Origin of the sequence: Pseudomonas kielensis, assembly GCF_030505375.1 — a bacterium.
Classification (GTDB): domain Bacteria; phylum Pseudomonadota; class Gammaproteobacteria; order Pseudomonadales; family Pseudomonadaceae; genus Aquipseudomonas; species Aquipseudomonas kielensis.
In genome coordinates this window covers 1661370-1677851 of sequence record NZ_CP130043.1, presented here as the reverse complement: position 1 = coordinate 1677851, position 16482 = coordinate 1661370, and the positions used below count along the sequence as shown (strand labels likewise).

General features: G+C 62.5%; 13 protein-coding genes and 1 pseudogene. 9 read left to right on the top strand and 5 right to left on the bottom strand.

Annotated features, from left to right (window positions below):
- The first annotated feature begins 290 nt into the window (after positions 1 to 290).
- The 6 genes and pseudogenes from Q1W70_RS07950 to Q1W70_RS07925 all read left to right on the top strand — a co-directional run bounded on the left by Q1W70_RS07950 (position 291) and on the right by Q1W70_RS07925 (position 7723).
- Positions 291 to 2048 carry a carbamoyltransferase family protein gene (locus Q1W70_RS07950; protein WP_182343235.1) on the top strand — a complete coding sequence of 586 codons (1758 nt, stop codon included), beginning with the start codon at positions 291 to 293 and terminating at the stop codon, positions 2046 to 2048.
- On the top strand, positions 2032 to 3162 hold the full coding sequence (locus Q1W70_RS07945; protein ID WP_166592061.1) for a glycosyltransferase: 1131 nt from the start codon (positions 2032 to 2034) through the stop codon (positions 3160 to 3162). The genes Q1W70_RS07950 and Q1W70_RS07945 overlap by 17 nt, the downstream gene beginning before the upstream one ends.
- On the top strand, positions 3162 to 4058 hold the full coding sequence (locus Q1W70_RS07940; protein ID WP_166592060.1) for an antimicrobial resistance protein Mig-14: 897 nt from the start codon (positions 3162 to 3164) through the stop codon (positions 4056 to 4058). Before Q1W70_RS07945 ends, Q1W70_RS07940 begins: the two co-directional genes overlap by 1 nt.
- Positions 4059 to 4066: 8 nt before the next feature.
- Positions 4067 to 5469: pseudogene (locus Q1W70_RS07935) on the top strand (PIG-L deacetylase family protein).
- A gap of 84 nt (positions 5470 to 5553) precedes the next feature.
- Positions 5554 to 6510: a glycosyltransferase family protein gene (locus tag Q1W70_RS07930; protein ID WP_166592058.1), complete on the top strand. Its 957-nt coding sequence runs from the start codon at positions 5554 to 5556 to the stop codon at positions 6508 to 6510.
- 109 nt (positions 6511 to 6619) lie between these two features.
- Entirely contained in the window at positions 6620 to 7723 is a 1104-nt protein-coding gene (locus tag Q1W70_RS07925) for a glycosyltransferase (protein ID WP_166592057.1), read from the top strand.
- Here the strand turns inward: Q1W70_RS07925 and Q1W70_RS07920 are convergent.
- Positions 7709 to 8275 carry a BUD32 family EKC/KEOPS complex subunit gene (locus tag Q1W70_RS07920; protein WP_232534581.1) on the bottom strand — a complete coding sequence of 189 codons (567 nt, stop codon included), beginning with the start codon at positions 8273 to 8275 and terminating at the stop codon, positions 7709 to 7711. The two genes, Q1W70_RS07925 and Q1W70_RS07920, sit on opposite strands and share 15 nt — an antisense overlap.
- Positions 8276 to 8422: 147 nt before the next feature.
- Between Q1W70_RS07920 and Q1W70_RS07915 the strand changes: the two genes are divergently transcribed.
- The 3 genes from Q1W70_RS07915 to hldE all read left to right on the top strand — a co-directional run bounded on the left by Q1W70_RS07915 (position 8423) and on the right by hldE (position 13018).
- A complete protein-coding gene (locus Q1W70_RS07915) occupies positions 8423 to 9595 on the top strand; it encodes an O-antigen ligase family protein (RefSeq protein ID WP_166592055.1) in 1173 nt (390 codons plus the stop codon).
- A 15-nt stretch (positions 9596 to 9610) separates the two neighbouring features.
- The gene (gene msbA / locus Q1W70_RS07910) at positions 9611 to 11419 is read left to right on the top strand and encodes a lipid A export permease/ATP-binding protein MsbA (RefSeq protein WP_166592054.1); all 1809 of its coding nucleotides are present in this window, start codon (positions 9611 to 9613) and stop codon (positions 11417 to 11419) included.
- Positions 11420 to 11593: 174 nt separating this feature from the next.
- Entirely contained in the window at positions 11594 to 13018 is a 1425-nt protein-coding gene (gene hldE, locus Q1W70_RS07905; RefSeq protein ID WP_166592053.1) for a bifunctional D-glycero-beta-D-manno-heptose-7-phosphate kinase/D-glycero-beta-D-manno-heptose 1-phosphate adenylyltransferase HldE, read from the top strand.
- A 44-nt stretch (positions 13019 to 13062) separates the two neighbouring features.
- On the opposite strand, the gene Q1W70_RS07900 is transcribed toward hldE, so the two are convergent.
- The 4 genes from Q1W70_RS07900 to Q1W70_RS07885 form a co-directional block, all read right to left on the bottom strand.
- Entirely contained in the window at positions 13063 to 14028 is a 966-nt protein-coding gene (locus tag Q1W70_RS07900; protein ID WP_166592052.1) for a metal ABC transporter ATPase, read from the bottom strand.
- Positions 14029 to 14071: 43 nt separating this feature from the next.
- Positions 14072 to 14884: an aldo/keto reductase gene (locus Q1W70_RS07895; RefSeq protein ID WP_166592051.1), complete on the bottom strand. Its 813-nt coding sequence runs from the start codon at positions 14882 to 14884 to the stop codon at positions 14072 to 14074.
- Positions 14881 to 16056 (bottom strand): NAD(P)/FAD-dependent oxidoreductase, encoded by a 1176-nt coding sequence (locus Q1W70_RS07890; protein ID WP_166592050.1) that lies wholly within the window; start codon positions 16054 to 16056, stop codon positions 14881 to 14883. Before Q1W70_RS07890 ends, Q1W70_RS07895 begins: the two co-directional genes overlap by 4 nt.
- Positions 16057 to 16132: 76 nt before the next feature.
- A complete protein-coding gene (locus tag Q1W70_RS07885; RefSeq protein WP_166592049.1) occupies positions 16133 to 16465 on the bottom strand; it encodes a DMT family transporter in 333 nt (110 codons plus the stop codon).
- Positions 16466 to 16482 lie beyond the last annotated feature (17 nt).

Genomic DNA, 16482 nt, shown 5'->3' with positions numbered 1-16482 from the left:
AAGGGCGGGCGAAGCGGCCTACCGGCCGGCCTGCTTTTTCCTGGTGTACGAATTTCCCCTGTGGGAGCGGGCGCCCGCGATGGCGATCTGCGCTACACCACAGATCCCGGCAATACCCCAACCCCCGTAGCCGCTGCCGAGCCCGCGAGGCTGCGTTCGAGGACGCAGTCCTCGCCGCCCGTCATCTTTACGCTATAATCTCGCCCTTTAGCTGTTTCTCGCCTTGGTGCGGGGACACATTATTTCCAGGCGCGTGTCGCCTGCATGCAGACTAAAGAGGCTAGACCCCTGTGGCATTGACGATTCTTGGCCTGTCCGGCGCCCTTAGCCATGATCCTTCCGCAGCGCTGTACATCGACGGCAAGCTGGTCGCGGCTGCTGAAGAAGAGCGCTTCGTACGCGATAAACATGCAAAGAACCGCATGCCTTACGAGTCGGCGAAGTTCTGCCTGGAGCAGGCGGGCATCAAGCCGTCCGACGTTGACGTGGTCGCGATCCCGTTCGCTCCGATCAGTATCTTCGGCAAAGCCCGCTGGCAGTACGCCAAGCGTTACTGGTATGCCCCGGACCGCGCGCTCGACGCGATCCTGATGGGTAACCGTCGCTACAAGCGCTACCGCAACAAGATTGTCTGGTGCCTTGAGCAACTGGGCTTCGATCCGAAGAAAATCAAGATCGAGCCGGTCGAGCATCACCTGGCCCACGCCTCCAGCGCTTACCATTGCTCCGGTTTCAAAGAGAAAACCGCGATCCTGGGGATCGACGGCAAGGGCGAGTACGCCACGACCTTCTTCGGCTACGGCGAAAACGGCAAGATCCACAAGATCAAGGAATTCTTCGATCCGGACTCCCTCGGCGGCCTGTACGGTGCGATTACCGAGTTCCTCGGTTTCGACATGCTCGACGGTGAGTTCAAGGTCATGGGCATGGCGCCGTATGGCGATGCCAGCAAATACGATTTCTCGCGCCTGGCTTCGTTCGAAAATGGCGAGTTGGTGATCAACACCGACTACGCCAACGTCATCGGCCTGCGCCGCTACAAAGAGAAGGGCAAGGGTTACTACTTTTCGCCGAAGCTGATCGAGTGGCTGGGTCCAAAGCGTGAAGGCGATATCGCCGACGAGCCTTACATCCACTACGCCGCCAGCATTCAAGCGCTGTTCGAAAAGATTGCGCTGCAGATGATCGACCACTACCTGGGCGACGTGCTCAAGGAAACCGGCAAGCTGGCCTACGCCGGCGGCTGTGCGTTGAACGTCAAGCTCAACCAGAAAATCATCGCCCGCGATGACGTCAAGGAACTGTTCGTCCAGCCGGCCTCCGGTGATGCCGGGACTGCGGTGGGGGCTGCGGCCTACGTGTCCAACGCTCGTGGTGTGCCGGTGGAGAAGATGGAACACGTCTACCTCGGCCCGTCGTACAGCAACGAAGACGTGATCGCCGCCTGCGCCCGTCACCCGAGCAAGCCGACCTGGCGCAAGCTTGAGAGCATGCCGGAGAACATCGCCAAGATCATGGTCGATGGCAACCCGGTGGCCTGGTTCCAGGGGCGCATGGAGTTTGGTCCGCGTGCCCTTGGTGGTCGTTCGATCATCGGCTGCCCGAGCGCCGTTGGCGTGGCTGACCGGATCAACCACCAGATCAAGTTCCGCGAGCGCTGGAGGCCTTTCTGCCCGTCGATGCTCGACACCGTGGCGCCACAGATGATCAAGATCGATCACCCGGCCCCCTTCATGACCTTCACCTTCGAAGTGGCTGAAGAGTGGAAGACCCGCGTGCCGGAAGTCGTCCATGAAGACGGCACCTCCCGTGCCCAGGTGCTCAAGCGCGAGTACAACCCGCGCTACTACGACATGATGAAAGCCCTGGAAGTGCTGACCGGCAACGGTGTGTCGCTGAACACCTCGCTCAACCGTCGTGGCGAACCGATGATCTGCTCGCCGACCGACGCGCTGAACATGTTCTTCGGTTCCGATCTACAGTATTTGATCATGGAAGACATTCTCGTGGTCAAAGACGGCGCGGACGCTTATGACACGCTCGGCTGAGCGCCATGTCCTGCAGTTCTGTCACGGCTATGACGGGCCGTTCCTGGACTGCGCCCGACAGTACGCCAGCCTGTTTGCGGGCTCCGGTTATCGCGTGACCACGGTGTTCCTCACCGGGGTGGCCGATGCCGAAGTGGCAGCCGGCTGCGCGTCTGACGAAGTGCTGTTCATGGAATACAGCTCCAAGGCCATTCGTGGCCTGAAGCTGGGGGCGATTGCCGATCTGCGCAAGATCGCCCAGTCGCGCCAGTTCAGTTTCTGTATTGCCCACCGGTTCAAGCCGATCTACATCGCCTTGCTCGCCACGGCGCTGCCGGTGATCGGTGTGCACCACGCCTTTGGCGACTACCAACGGCGCACGCGCAAGCTGTTTGCGCAGATTTTCCGCAAGCGTCTGAGCCTGCTCGGGGTCTCTGACGCGGTGCGCGACGACATGCGTCGCTGCCTGCCGACATGGCCGGCGACACGTATCCAGACGCTCTACAACCGCATCGATGTCGACGCCTTGCAGGCCAGCCAGCTGTCCTTCGCCCAGGCGCGGGACGAGTTGGGCCTGTCGCCGGATGCCTGGGTGGTCGGCAACGTTGGCCGCCTGCACCCGGACAAGGACCAGGCCACGCTGCTCCATGGCTTTGCCCAGGCCTTGCCGGGGTTGCCGGTCGACAGCCAACTGGCGATTCTCGGCACCGGTCGCCTGGAGCAGGACCTCAAGGAGCTGGCCCGCGAACTGGGGATCGGCGATCGGGTGTTGTTCCTCGGCCAGGTGCCCGAGGCGCGTCGCTACTTCCGTGCCTTTGATGTGTTTGCCTTGAGCTCCGACCATGAACCTTTCGGCATGGTGCTACTCGAAGCCATGGCGGCCGGTGTGCCGTTGCTGGCCACGGCGTGTGGCGGGGCCAAGGAAGTGGTCGAAGGCGTCGGTATCCTGTTTCCCCTGGGGGACGCCGAACACCTGGCGCAAGGGCTGCAACACCTGGCCCGGATGGACCAGCGTGAGCGCCAGTTGTGTGCCGAGCTGATGCTCGAGCGCCTGCGCCAGCAATTTTCCGATCGCGCGGTACGCGAGGCGTTCTGGCGTCTGCCGCCTGTCATTGAACTGACGACGAGGGCTTGATGCTCAACCGATTCCAAGGCTGGCGCGAACGCGGCTGGTCCGTTGTCGACGCGTCGACCTATAGCGACGCCTGGCAACGTTGGGGGGGCAGCGTCGCGACTCACCCGCTGGTGGTCGAGCGCCTGGCTGACCTGGCCGGCATCCCGGTGCGTTACCTGGCGTGGGAACAGGGCGGCGAGTTGCAAGCAGCGATCCCGACCTGGGGCCGCGACCTGGCCTTGTCCAAGGACGTGCTCAAGCGGCATGGCAAGAAAGGTCTGTTTGACCTCGGCAATGCCGAATTGATTCTGCCGGCCGCCCCCGATGCCCAGGCCGTGCTGCGCCATCGTGCCCGCTACTTGTCGGCGCTCAATGAGGGGCGTTTCACCGGCCTCAAGCTGCAGACCGAACAACTGGCAATGGCGCGCACGCCCGAAGAGCTGTCGAAGAAATTCCGCTACAACCAGCGCCGTGAGCTGCGCTTGCTGGAAGAGGCCGGCGGCGTGGTGCGGCCGGTCAGCGAGTTCTCCAGTGGCGAACTGGCCGCTATCTACTGCGATCTGTTCCAGCGTCGCTGGGGTTTCCCGGCCACGGGGGCGGCGCGCATGAGCGAGGTGCTGGAGTTGCTGCACGAGCTGTTGATCGGTTCGGTGATCTTCCTCAACGATGCGCCGATTGCGATCCAGTTGGTGTACCGGGTGCAAGCGCCGCAGTGGATCAGCGTCGAGTACATCAACGGCGGGGTCGACCCCGAGACCCGCGAATTCAGCCCCGGTAGTGTGCTGAGCTTTCTCAACACGCAAAGTGCCTGGGAGCAGGCGCGGGCACTCGACAAGCCGCTGCGCTTTTCGTTTGGCCGCGCCGATCGTGAATACAAGGACCGTTGGTGCAATCCCGTGCCCGTCTTCACTGTATGAGCCAGCCCATGAGTCGCAAGCAGCAACTGCTCAAGCGTCATCGACGCAACAAACGCATCGGCCTGTTGATAACCCTGGTGCTGTTGATCGGGGTCGGCGTGCTGCTGGCCTGGTGGGTGCCGCTGGTGCTGGCGGTGCTGGCCTGGGTCGCCCACGAGGCCTGGTTCGCCGACCATCTGTTCTATTCGCCCAAGGACGATTACCACTACAGCTTCCCGCCGTACACCCCGCAGCCCAAGGTTCGGCTGGACGGGGACCGGCTGTTGCTGGACGAGGGCGTGATCCTGGCGGACGACACCACGCTGGTCCTGGCTGTGCAGGTCAAGAGCACCTGGCTGGGGCGCTTTTTCGACCCGGTGGTCGAGCTGGCGGGGGGGATCAGCCGGATCGGCAAGTGTTCGAGCGCGGGGTCAGCGGCCTGCGTTACCTCAACCTCAGTGGCCAGGCGCAGGTGCTGTCTGCCGGGCAATTGCGCGTGCGTGGGCATTTCTGCCGGCTGGCCGGGGAGCCGCTGCTGTGGTCGATCGAACAGCCGGACTACCGCCAGCAACGGGTCATGGTGATTGCGCCCCATGCCGATGATGCCGAGCTCGCTGCATTTGGCCTGTACAGCCAGGCTGCCGAGACCTGGATCGTCACGCTGACGGCCGGTGAAATCGAAGCCGAACACTATCAGGCGATGGGCCTGGACAAGGTCGAGGCATCACGGCTCAAGGGCCGTCTGCGTGCCTGGGACAGTATTGCGGTGCCCCGTTGGGCCGGTGTGCCTGAGGCGCACTGCGTGCAGTTGGGGTATTTCTGCCTGCAGTTGCCTGCCATGCAGGCAGCGCCGCAACAGCCGGTGGCCTCCCGCGAGGCCGAACTGGGCGATATCCGCGCGTTCCGCCGGCTCAACCCGTTTGCCTTGCCAGGCGACCTCGACGGCCTGCCGACCTGGAACAATCTGCTGGCCGATCTGCGCGCAGTCCTGCTCAAGGCGCGCCCTGAAGTGATTGTGCTGCCCCACAGTTCGCTCGATCCCCATCCCGACCACATCTGTGCCCAGCAAGCAGTGCTGGAGGCGTTGCAGGGGCTTGAGTGGCAGCCCTCGGTGCTGCTCGGCTACGCTAATCACCTGCATGACAACGATCGTTGGCCCATGGGCGACTCTGGTGCCGGGATTGCCTTGCCGCCGGTGTTCGACGGGACGCAGGTGCTGCAGCCGTACTGCTTGAGCCTGTCGCTCGAGCAGCAGCGGGACAAGGCCATGGCCCTTGGCATGATGCATGACCTGCAGCCCCGCGCACCGTTCAAGCGGCGCTTGCGCCGTGGCTTGCAGCGCTGGCTGGCGGGGCGCCGGGCTTCGCCTTATGGCGAGAACGAGTTTTTCCGCAAGGCAGTGCGTCGCCACGAGCTGTTCTGGCGTTTGTAATTATGTATTGCGTGACATCTTTCGATTGAGATCGTGGGTTAATCTCTGCACTTTTTTTGGCTGGCGGGCACTGCAAGGAAAACGATGAAGGTTCTATTTCTGGTGCAGAAAGAACAGCGGGCGATTCTCGACCGCTTGTATGAAGGCGTGGCCGATCATTGCGAATGCGACCTGCGGTGGCTGAGCAGTGACGAGCAGCGCAACCTGCGCCGCTACTTCCGTCGTGAAGTGGATGTGACGCGTTATGACCGCATCGTGTTTTTCCTGCGGTTCAAGCAGGAGATTCGCCAGGCGAGTTTTATCCGCACTATCCCCAACCTGGTGATCCTCGAGCACGACGCCTACCAGAACTACATTCCTTGCAAATACACCGGCAAGTTCAGCGCGCACTACCGCCGCCTGCCGTGGGCACGGGTCATCAGTTCCGGCTTCGTGGTCGCCGAGCGCTTGCGCCAGGAGGGCTTCGACGCGGTATTCGTGCCCAAGGGCTATGACCAGAGCCTGTTGCAGGACCAGGGCCGGGAGCGCGACATCGAGCTGGCCTTCGTCGGCAGTACCAACAGCGTTGCCTACAGTGGGCGCAAGGCATTGCTCGATGAGTTGGCCAGTGTCGAACCGCTGGTGGTGACGCGCACCAAGTCCGGTGATGAGTATCGCGATACGCTCAATCGAATCCGCTTTTTCGTCAGTGCCGATGTCGGCATGGGCGAGTTCATGATCAAGAATTTCGAAGCCATGGCCTGTGGCTGCGTGCTCCTGGCCTTCGATCAGGGCGAGGCCGAAAGCCGCGCGCTGGGCCTGCAGGACATGCACAACATCGTGTTCTACCGCGACATCGCGCAGTTGCAGGAAAAGCTCGCGCTGCTGCGTGCCGATCCCGGGCTGGCCGCCAGCATTGCCCGCAATGGGCGGGACCTGGCCGTCAGCCAGTTCAGTTTTGCCCGGGTCGGCCAGCGGATCGTCGAAGAGCTCCAACCCCCGCTAAGACCTCGCGCCGACTTGAGCCTGGTCGAACGACTGCGCCTGAAGCTGGGTATTTGACTCGGTATTCCAAGCGTTTGAGCGGATTTGAAACTATAACTGGCAATGACCCGGCACTGTTGGGGTCCAACAGTGCCTCACGCCGATGTGGAAAAGGGTGCCCCGCTCGATGAGTATCCTCAATGTCATGTGGTCCGGTGGCTCTGCCTTTGCCTCCATCCACAAGGTTCATCGGCAGATTCTGAGCCAGGTGGACCCGACTATCGCGGTCAATACCTGGCTGCTGTGCGGTGATAAGCAAGGCTGTGTCGCCGATATCGGGCAAACCCGGGAATGGCGCCTGTCCTCCAGCCAGCTCAAGGGAAAACACGTCTGGAAACTGCTGCAGGGCAGGATGCGTGCGCAGTTTTACCGCGCCCTCAAAGACACAGATGCACAGGTGGTGTTGCTCGATGGCCTGGGCACTGCCCGCGCGTTGTTGCCGGTCCTGGAAAAATTGCCGTCCCTGCGTGCGGTGGTGCTGTTTCATGGGGAGACCCGGATCAGGGCCGCCGATCGTGAACTGCTGGCAGGGTTCGACGGGGCGCGGCTGACCCTGGCGGCGGTTTCCAACACCCTCGCCGACTCACTGGCGAGTGCGTTGCGTCTACCGGTCGTCACGCTGCGCAGTGCGCTTGATCCCGTCGACTTTCGCTCCCGCCTGCTGTCTCGCGAGCAGGCTCGAACCCGACTGCACCTGCCCACCGATGACACCCCGGTGGTGGGCGCGGTAGGGCGTCTGGTGGGTAACAAGGGCTTTGCCTGCCTGATCGAGGCGTTTGCCGTGGCGCGGATCGAACGTCCCCGCCTGCACCTGGTGATTGTGGGGGAAGGCCATGCCCGCGCCGCCCTGCAGGAGCGGATCAACCAGCTCGGCCTGCAGGGGAGTGTCTCGCTGCCAGGGCACCTGGACGATGTGGCAAGGCTGTATCGAGCATTCGACTGGGTAGCGATCCCGTCGCTGGAAGAAGGCCTGGGCCTGATTCTGCAGGAGGCGGTGCTGGCCGGTGTGCCGGTATTGAGCAGCGAGCTTGCGGTGTTCCGCGAGCAGTTGGCGGAGGCGGGGTGGTACGCCGCGACAGAGGATGCCCAAGCCTGGAGCGAGGCGCTGATCAAGACGTTCAGCGTCGCTCCCGAGCAGATTGCCAAGGCGCAATCGGCGGTATTGTCTGCGGACCGCGGATGGCAGGAGTTCAGCCAGACGGCCCGGACCCTGTTGTCATGCCGGCAGTAGGGATTGCTCGAGAGTCTGCATTGGAAAGCTCTCGTTCAGCTTTTCGCGCTCAATATAGCGCGCGAAATGTTGCAGGTTGCGCTTGACTAGATGCGGTGGCAGCGGCCCGCGGGTGAAGCGCATGTCGGCGACATCAATCAAGCCGTACTGATTGTCGGGCGTGACCACGATGTTGCCCAGGTGCAGCGAGCGGAAGTAGACCCCGGCGCTGTGCAGTTGGCGAATGAACAGGGTCAAGGCGGGCAAGGCCTGTTGCCAGTCGAATCCGGCCTTGGCTGCAATCTGGCGCAAGGTTTCGCCAGGCAAGGGACGGTAGAGGACTGCCGTCATGCCAGGCGTTTCCAGTTGATGGAATTTCAGCGTCTGCAGGGTCGGGATCCCCAGTTTTTCGAGCTGGGCGGCGTTATCGATAAACCGTTTCGAGTACGGGCGAAACAGGGCCGAGGAGAGCAGTCGCTTGCGGCGGAACAGTTTAAGAATGTTGCCGTCCGGCAGAAGGAATACTTTCGGGCCGAAGCTGTCGGCTTCTAGTACTCTGGCGCCTTCAACCATTTGAGTTAAAGCGGCGTGTGGAAGCCGGAAGCATTGCATGTAGGAAGCCTTGTAGAAAAATGGGGCGTATGTGCGATCAATGATGCCGAAAACTTGTTGTTTTAACCATGCCGTGTTGGCAGTTGGATTTTTTGCGGGAGCGGGTAGATGCGGGAAACGCGTTGGGCGCAGGTTTGGCTGGCGACAGGTCTTCTATGGTTTTTGCTGGCTATCGCATTTGCTCCGACCAACAAGATTTATCAGCAAGGGCTGGTCGCGTTTCTGTGGTTGCCGACCCTGTTTCTGGCCTGGTCGGCGCGGGCTCGGCTAGCTGAGCTGTGGCAAGCGCAGCGGTTGCTGTGCCTGGCAGTCCTGGCGCTGGGTGCCTGGGCGTTGCTGACCTTGCTCTGGACCCAGGACCCCGATCCTTCGCGCGGTGCCAAGCGCGCGCTGTACGTCATCGTCTTCCTGCTGTTTTTCCCGGTACTTGCCAATGCCCGCCCCGAGCGGGTGATTCGCGTCATGCAGTGGGGCGGCCTGGGGCTGGCCTTGACGGCGGTGCTGGCGGCCATCAAGTTCTACCTGATCGACGATAACCTCTGGACTGCGCGCCTGGTCGGCCTGGGCCAGTTGGCTCATCCGATTCTGGGCGGTTACGTGCTGGGCCTGGCCGCCGTGTGGCTGGCGCACTGGATTCCGCAGGAGCGCTGGAAACAGGCGGTCTGGGTGGTGGCGCTGGCGTTCCTGTGCGGGTTTGTCGTGCTGTCCCAGAGTCGGGGCGCGGCATTGGCCCTGTTGCTGACGTTCGTCAGCATGCCGATCTGGAGTCGCGACCGCCACAGTCGTCTGATCGCGGTCGGCGCACTGACCATGGCGATGTTCGCATTCTGGCTGCTGGAGCCTTTGGTGATGGCTCGGGGCGCCTCATTCCGCCCGCAAATCCTGATGGCGAGCCTGGACATGATTGCCCAGCACCCGTGGCGTGGCCTGGGCCTGGGTTCGGCGTACTCGGTGTTTACCGAAGGCCATGAGTTCGATCACGCCCACAACCTGTTTACCCACATCACCATCGAACTGGGGCTGCCTGGGCTGCTGCTGTGGTGCGTGGTCTGGTTTGCCGTGCTGCGCGAGGCGTGGCGGGCACGTGATACGGTATATGGCCGTGGCATCATCGGGATCTGGATGTTCTCGTTCCTGGCCATGCAATTCGACGCGGCGAGCATCAGTGGCAGCCCGCGTGCAGAGTGGTTCATCAGTTGGTTGCCGGTGGGCCTGGCCAGCGTTTTGGTATGGACACAGGCCAAGTTCAAAGCCTGTGATAAAATTCCGCGTTCTACCTAAGAAGTGAGCTCTACGATGAGTGCAGCACCGCCCAATGCGGAACAGGATTCAAGCCTGAAAATCTATTTTCGACTGCTGGGGTATGTAAGACCCTACGTAGGCATTTTCCTGTTGAGTATCCTGGGCTTTGTGATATTTGCCTCCACTCAACCGATGCTGGCCGGGATTCTCAAGTACTTCGTCGATGGCTTGAGCAACCCCGAAGCCGTGCTCTTCCCCAATGTGCCGTTCCTCCAGGACCTGCAGTTGCTGGTGGCCGTGCCCCTGCTGATCATTCTGATCGCGGCGTGGCAGGGACTGGGTTCGTTCCTGAGTAACTATTACCTGGCCAAGGTTTCCCTGGGGCTGGTGCACGACCTGCGGGTCGAGCTGTTCAACAAGCTGCTGGTGTTGCCTAACCGCTATTTCGATACCCATAACTCCGGGCATCTGATTTCCCGCATCACCTTCAACGTGACCATGGTCACCGGGGCAGCGACCGACGCCATCAAGGTGGTGATTCGTGAAGGCCTGACCGTGATTTTCCTGTTTGCCTACCTGTTGTGGATGAACTGGAAACTGACCCTGGTGATGCTGGCGATCCTGCCGATCATTTCCTTCATGGTCGGCAACACCAGCAAGAAATTCCGCAAGCAAAGCAAAAGAATCCAGGTGGCCATGGGGGACGTGACCCATGTCGCTTCCGAAACCATTCAAGGCTATCGCGTGGTCCGCAGCTTCGGTGGCGAAAGCTACGAAGAGCAGCGTTTTGCCCGGGCCAGCCAGAGCAATACCGACAAACAGCTGCGCATGACCCGCACCAGCGCCATCTACACCCCGGCGCTGCAACTGGTGATCTATACCGCAATGGCCTCGCTGATGTTCCTGGTGCTGTTCCTGCGCGGTGATGCCACCGCCGGTGACCTGGTGGCCTACATCACGGCTGCCGGTTTGTTGCCCAAGCCGATCCGCCAGCTGTCGGAAGTCAGCTCGACCATCCAGAAGGGTGTCGCCGGTGCTGAAAGCATCTTTGAACAACTGGACGTCGAGCCTGAAGTCGACAGCGGCACAGTCGAGCGCGAGCGCATCAGCGGTCGCCTGGATGTGCACAACCTGAGCTTCACCTACCCGGGTACCGATCGGGAGGTGTTGAAAAACATCAGCTTCAGCGCAGCCCCCGGGCAGATGATCGCGCTGGTGGGGCGTTCGGGCAGCGGCAAATCGACACTGGCTAGCCTGATCCCACGCTTCTACCATCACGAAAGCGGCAAGATCCTGCTCGATGAGGTCGAGATCGAAGACTATCGCCTGCGCAACCTGCGCAAGCACGTGTCCCAGGTCACCCAGCATGTGACCCTGTTCAACGATACGGTCGCCAACAACATCGCCTACGGCGACCTGGCCGGCGCGCCTCGCGAGGACATTGAGCGGGCCGCCGAAGACGCCTATGCCATGGACTTCATTTCCCAGTTGCCCCAGGGCCTGGACACTGAAGTCGGGGAAAACGGCGTGCTGCTCTCCGGTGGTCAGCGCCAGCGCCTGGCCATTGCCCGAGCCCTGTTGAAAAACGCGCCATTGCTGATCCTCGACGAGGCGACGTCGGCCCTGGATACCGAGTCCGAGCGCCATATTCAGGCGGCCCTGGATAAAGTCATGAAGGGCCGCACCACTCTGGTGATTGCCCATCGCCTGTCGACCATCGAGAAAGCCGACCTGATCCTGGTCATGGATCACGGCGAGATCGTCGAGCGCGGTACCCACACCCAGTTGCTGGCCCAGGGCGGGTACTACTCCCGCCTGCACGCCATGGGCCTGGATGAGCCCACTTCGGCCGGTATTGCCTGATAGCGACAGCGGGGTGAGCCTGGCTCACCTCGTGCGCGCCCCTCTATTTGTCTGAATTGTTTAAAAAATAAACAATTTCACAGTCTGCATCACAGCCGATGAAGCTCTCGAACTAGCCAGCGTTCACCCTGTGCTAATATCGCGCCCCTGTTCATTTTGTATGTGGGTTGCACCATGAAGTTGTCCATGCCGCGATTCGATCAAGCCCCTGTCTTGGTGGTCGGCGATGTCATGCTCGACCGTTATTGGCATGGTGGTACCTCACGGATTTCTCCTGAGGCACCGGTGCCGGTGGTCAAGGTCGAGCAAATCGAAGACCGCCCGGGCGGTGCCGCCAACGTTGCGTTGAACATTGCTGCGCTCGGCGCGCCAGCGTCCCTGGTCGGTGTGACCGGTGACGACGAGGCGGCCGACAGCCTGACCAACAGCCTCAAGGGCGCAGGCGTGCGGGCATTGTTCCAGCGTATCGCCCACCAGCCGACCATCGTCAAGCTGCGGGTCATGAGTCGTCACCAGCAACTGCTGCGCATCGATTTCGAAGAACCCTTCGCCACCGACGCCCTGGCCCTCGGTGCCGAGGTCGAGAATTTGCTGGAAGGCATCAAGGTGCTGGTCCTGTCCGACTACGGCAAGGGCGCGCTGAGGAACCACCAGGTGCTGATCCAGGCGGCCCGTGCCCGTGGCATTCCGGTGCTGGCCGATCCCAAGGGCAAGGACTTCTCGATCTATCGCGGCGCCAGCCTGATCACCCCTAACCTCAGCGAGTTCGAAACCATCGTCGGCGGTTGCATCGATGAGCACGACCTGGTGAGCAAGGGTGCCAAGCTGATGCACGACCTGGATCTCGGCGCGTTGCTGGTGACCCGTGGCGAGCACGGCATGACCTTGTTGCGTCCCGATCATCCGGCGCTGCACCTGCCGGCGCGGGCTCGGGAAGTGTTCGACGTGACAGGTGCCGGTGATACGGTGATTTCGACCCTGGCAGCGGCGATCGCGGCGGGCGAAGAACTGCCTCACGCAGTGGCCCTGGCCAACCTCGCGGCCGGCATTGTGGTCGGCAAGCTGGGTACGGCGGCCATCAGTGCCCCGGAATTGCGTCGGGCGATCCAACGTGAAGAAGGCTCGGAGCGCGGCGTACTGGGGCTCGAGCAACTGCTGCTGGCCGTCGACGATGCGCGTGCGCACAACGAGTCGATCGTGTTTACCAACGGTTGCTTCGATATTCTCCACGCCGGCCATGTGACCTACCTGGAACAAGCGCGGGCCCAGGGCGATCGCTTGATCGTCGCGGTCAACGACGACGCCTCGGTGAGCCGCTTGAAGGGCCCTGGCCGCCCGATCAACAGCGTTGATCGACGGATGGCCGTACTGGCGGGCTTGGGCGCGGTGGACTGGGTGATCAGCTTCCCTGAAGGCACCCCGGAAAACCTGCTGACCCAAGTCAAGCCGGATGTGCTGGTCAAGGGTGGCGACTACGGGATCGACCAGGTGGTCGGCGCCGATATCGTCAGCGCCTATGGCGGCACGGTGAAGGTGTTGGGGCTGGTGGAAAACAGCTCGACCACTGCCATCGTCGAGAAGATCCGCAAGACTGAGTAAGGGTGAGCCGGTGCGAGGGCTTGCTCCCTCGCTCCCGCCCGCGTTTATCGGGTCGCCTTGCGCGGCACGATTTTCTTCAGCAGTTGCCTGGCCTTGCCGGTCAGGCGGCTCAAGCCTGACGGCTTGCCTGGCTGGCACAAGCCTTGTTGCTTGAGCCAGTCCTTCCATTTGATTCGCTCATCGCGTACCAGCCAGCCTTCCTGCCGGGCAAAACTCTCGGCCAGGTACAGGCCGCGCGTGCTTGCCGGGTACAACTGATCCTTTTTCAGGGTATAGAGTTCGGGCAGCGGCTGACCGTCCTTGAGGGGCATCAGGTACAGGTCCGGGCGCTTGCGATCCAGGCGGGCGACCAACTGATCGCCTTCCAGGCGCTCGTCGACATGGAACAGGCTCAGGGACTTGGCTTCCTTGGGCACATCCAGGCGCAGATCGTAAATCAGCTGCAGCGACGCCGTGGGCAGGTGCACGTAGGCCCGTGGGCGCTCGATCAATTGCAGGTTGGCGCAGCGCACCGGACGGGCCGCGCCCGACTCCGGGGTCAGGCGAAACGGCATGGCTTCACGGTAATGCAGGGCGCTGGCGTAGGGCGCGGGCAGCCAGGTGTCGTTGAACCGACCGCCAAGCCAGCCTTCCGGGGTTTCCAGCAGGCATTCTTCGGCGATCTCCTGAATCGCCGTGTGCAGCGGCAAATTCAGCTCGTGGGCCGGCACGTAGCCGGAAATCAGCTTGAGCACCACATCGCCACGGTCCTGACGGCGCTGGCGCACCAACACCCAATAGTCGCGATTCTGCCAGTGCAGCGTCAGGCGCACTGACACGCCGAGGTTGGCCAACTCCAGGGCAAAGTGTTCGGCATTGGCCACCGTGACCGGGCGTCGACGCTGCAGGGTCTGGGAGAAGTTGAGCGGCATCCCGACGCTCTGGTAGCTCAGGCCTTCGGGAGTCGCTTCGACGTACAACGGCAGGGTCTTGAAGTTGCTGGGGTTCTTTCTTATGAGCGTTCGCGGCATGTCGGCTCCTTCTTGCGTCGGGGTCGGCCGCCTCGGCGGCGGTTCAACGACTGGCTAGGACTTGAGCAACGGTCGCCACATTGTGGGCGAGGTGCAGCGGATTGATGGTCCCGACAATAGCACTGGCAACCCCGGGTTGGGCAAACAACAACTCGAAGCTGGCACGCACCGGGTCCACCCCTGGACTGAGGCACACGTGACCGCTGGCCAAGGCTTTTTTCACCAGGATCGCTTTGCCGTGGGCAGCAGCGTAGTCGATCACCGGTCGCTCGGCCTGTTCGTTGAGGTTGTAGGTGACCATGGCGCAATCGCCCTGTTCCAGAGCCTTCAGACCGCCTTCGACGGTTTTTCCGGAAAAGCCGAAACCGCGAATCTTGCCCTCGGCCTTGAGCGCGGCGAGGGTCTGGTAGACCTCGCTGTCGTTAAGGATTGCCAGGTCGTTGCCGTCCGAGTGCACCAGCACCAGGTCAATAAAATCCGTTTCCAGACGTTGCAAGCTGCGCTCGATCGAGAAACGGGTATGGGCGGCGCTGAAGTCGTGGCGGGACTGGCCATCGGCGAACTCTTCGCCGACCTTGCTGACAATCACCCAGTCCTGGCGTTGGCCACGCAGCAGCGGGCCGAGGCGTTCTTCGCTGCGGCCATAGGCAGGGGCGGTGTCGATCAGGTTGATGCCCAGGTCGCGGGTCAGCTTGAGCAGCATGCGCGCTTCGTCGTCGTCCGGAATCTGGAAACCGTTGGGGTACTTCACCCCTTGATCACGACCGAGTTTTACGGTGCCCAGGCCCAGCGGCGATACCTGCAGGCCGGTGCTGCCCAGCGGGCGGTGCAAATCGTGCAGAGTGGCCTGGCTCATGGCAGCAGTTGCTCCCAGGCCGGTACTGCCATTGGTGGTTTGGGCAAGTCGGGCAGGGGCGCCGGGTGGCTCGGCTGGATACCATCGCGCTGCAGGGCGGCGATTACCCGGTCAGCAAAGTCCGGGGCCAGTGCCAGCTTGGTCGGCCAGCCCACCAGCAGGCGGTCCTGCTCGGCGAGGAAGGCGTTGTCGGGACGGCTCAGGCCTGACTGCTGAGGCTCGGCGCGATCGACGCGCAAGGTTGCCCACTGGGCCTGGCTGAGGTCGATCCACGGCAGCAACTGCCCGAGTTCTTTTTGCGCGGCGGCGATTTGCGCAGCGGGTTCGCGTGCCACCCCTTCGGCTTCCGCGATATCGCCGCCCAGGTACCAGACCCATTGGCCATCAGCTGCCGGATGGGTGGTGACGGTAATCCGCGGTTTTGGCCCGCCGCCCAGGCAATGGGCGTACAGCGGCTTGAGGCTCGGGCCTTTGACCAGGACCATGTGCAGCGGCCGGCATTGCATGGCTGGCTGGCTGAGGCCCAGGGCGGCGAGGAGGTCGGCATTGCCGGCGCCGGCGCTGAGGACGATGCGTTGCGCGCGGATTTCCCGCCCGTCGACCTGCAGGCCGACCAACTGGTCATTCTCCAGCAACGGCTCGATCTGCTGTGCAGCCAGCAAGCCGTCACCGGCCAGTTGCGCCAGGCGGCTGATCAGGCTCGGTACATCGATCACCAGTTCGGCCAGGCGATAGACCTTGCCCTTGAAGCGTTTGTCTTGCAGGGCCGGCGGCAATTGCTCGCCCTTGACCTGATCGACCCGCCCGCGCACGGCTTTGCTGGCGAAGAAGCTGGTGAGGTTGCCGGCCAGGGTGCCGGGGGACCATAGATAATGGGCTTCGGAGAGCAGGCGCACGCCGGTCAGGTCCAGCTCGCCGTCACCGGCCAGGGCCTCGCGCCAGCGGCGGGGCATGTCGGCGATGGCTTCCGAGGCGCCTGTCAGGGCGCCATGCAGCGCGTACTTGGCGCCGCCATGGATGATGCCCTGGGATTTGACACTCTGCCCGCCGCCGAGGCTGGCGCTCTCCACCAGCACGGTGGAAAACCCCTGGCGGCGCAGGCGTGCATTCAGCCAGAGCCCGGCAACCCCAGCGCCGACAATCAGTACGTCGGTGGAAATAACGGATGGCATGCGGCGACCTCAGAGTTCAAGACGAGGGGCGCAGTATACAGATTCATGCCGAGCGCTATGTAGCCGCTGCCGTGGCTCAGTGCCCGGCCGTTTTCGAGAACAGCTGGATCACCACCACCCCCAGCACGATCAGCGCCATGCCCAGCATGGCCGGAACATCGAGCTTCTGCCCGTAGATGAACAACGCGGCGACGCTGACCATCACGATGCCCATGCCGGCCCACACCGCATACGCCACGCCTACGGGAACGGTGCGCACCACCAGGGTCAGCATCCAGAAGGCGATGCCGTAGCCGACGATCACCAGTGTCAGGGGCAGGGGCGTGCTGAAGCCTTTGACCGCTTTCATCGAAACAGTGGCAATCACTTCGGCGCAGATGGCGATGGCCAGGTAGTAGTAGGCGGTCATGGGTCAATCCTCGTATG

What these genes read in the sequence shown, in the direction of transcription:
- Q1W70_RS07925 (WP_166592057.1), top strand. Translation starts at nt 6,620, where the DNA reads ATGAGTATCCTCAATGTCATGTGGTCCGGTGGCTCTGCCTTTGCCTCC.
- Q1W70_RS07900 (WP_166592052.1), bottom strand. Translation starts at nt 14,028, where the DNA reads ATGCCGCGAACGCTCATAAGAAAGAACCCCAGCAACTTCAAGACCCTG.
- Q1W70_RS07895 (WP_166592051.1), bottom strand. Translation starts at nt 14,884, where the DNA reads ATGAGCCAGGCCACTCTGCACGATTTGCACCGCCCGCTGGGCAGCACC.
- msbA (WP_166592054.1), top strand. Translation starts at nt 9,611, where the DNA reads ATGAGTGCAGCACCGCCCAATGCGGAACAGGATTCAAGCCTGAAAATC.
- Q1W70_RS07920 (WP_232534581.1), bottom strand. Translation starts at nt 8,275, where the DNA reads ATGGTTGAAGGCGCCAGAGTACTAGAAGCCGACAGCTTCGGCCCGAAA.
- hldE (WP_166592053.1), top strand. Translation starts at nt 11,594, where the DNA reads ATGAAGTTGTCCATGCCGCGATTCGATCAAGCCCCTGTCTTGGTGGTC.
- Q1W70_RS07930 (WP_166592058.1), top strand. Translation starts at nt 5,554, where the DNA reads ATGAAGGTTCTATTTCTGGTGCAGAAAGAACAGCGGGCGATTCTCGAC.
- Q1W70_RS07890 (WP_166592050.1), bottom strand. Translation starts at nt 16,056, where the DNA reads ATGCCATCCGTTATTTCCACCGACGTACTGATTGTCGGCGCTGGGGTT.
- Q1W70_RS07940 (WP_166592060.1), top strand. Translation starts at nt 3,162, where the DNA reads ATGCTCAACCGATTCCAAGGCTGGCGCGAACGCGGCTGGTCCGTTGTC.
- Q1W70_RS07885 (WP_166592049.1), bottom strand. Translation starts at nt 16,465, where the DNA reads ATGACCGCCTACTACTACCTGGCCATCGCCATCTGCGCCGAAGTGATT.
- Q1W70_RS07945 (WP_166592061.1), top strand. Translation starts at nt 2,032, where the DNA reads ATGACACGCTCGGCTGAGCGCCATGTCCTGCAGTTCTGTCACGGCTAT.
- Q1W70_RS07915 (WP_166592055.1), top strand. Translation starts at nt 8,423, where the DNA reads ATGCGGGAAACGCGTTGGGCGCAGGTTTGGCTGGCGACAGGTCTTCTA.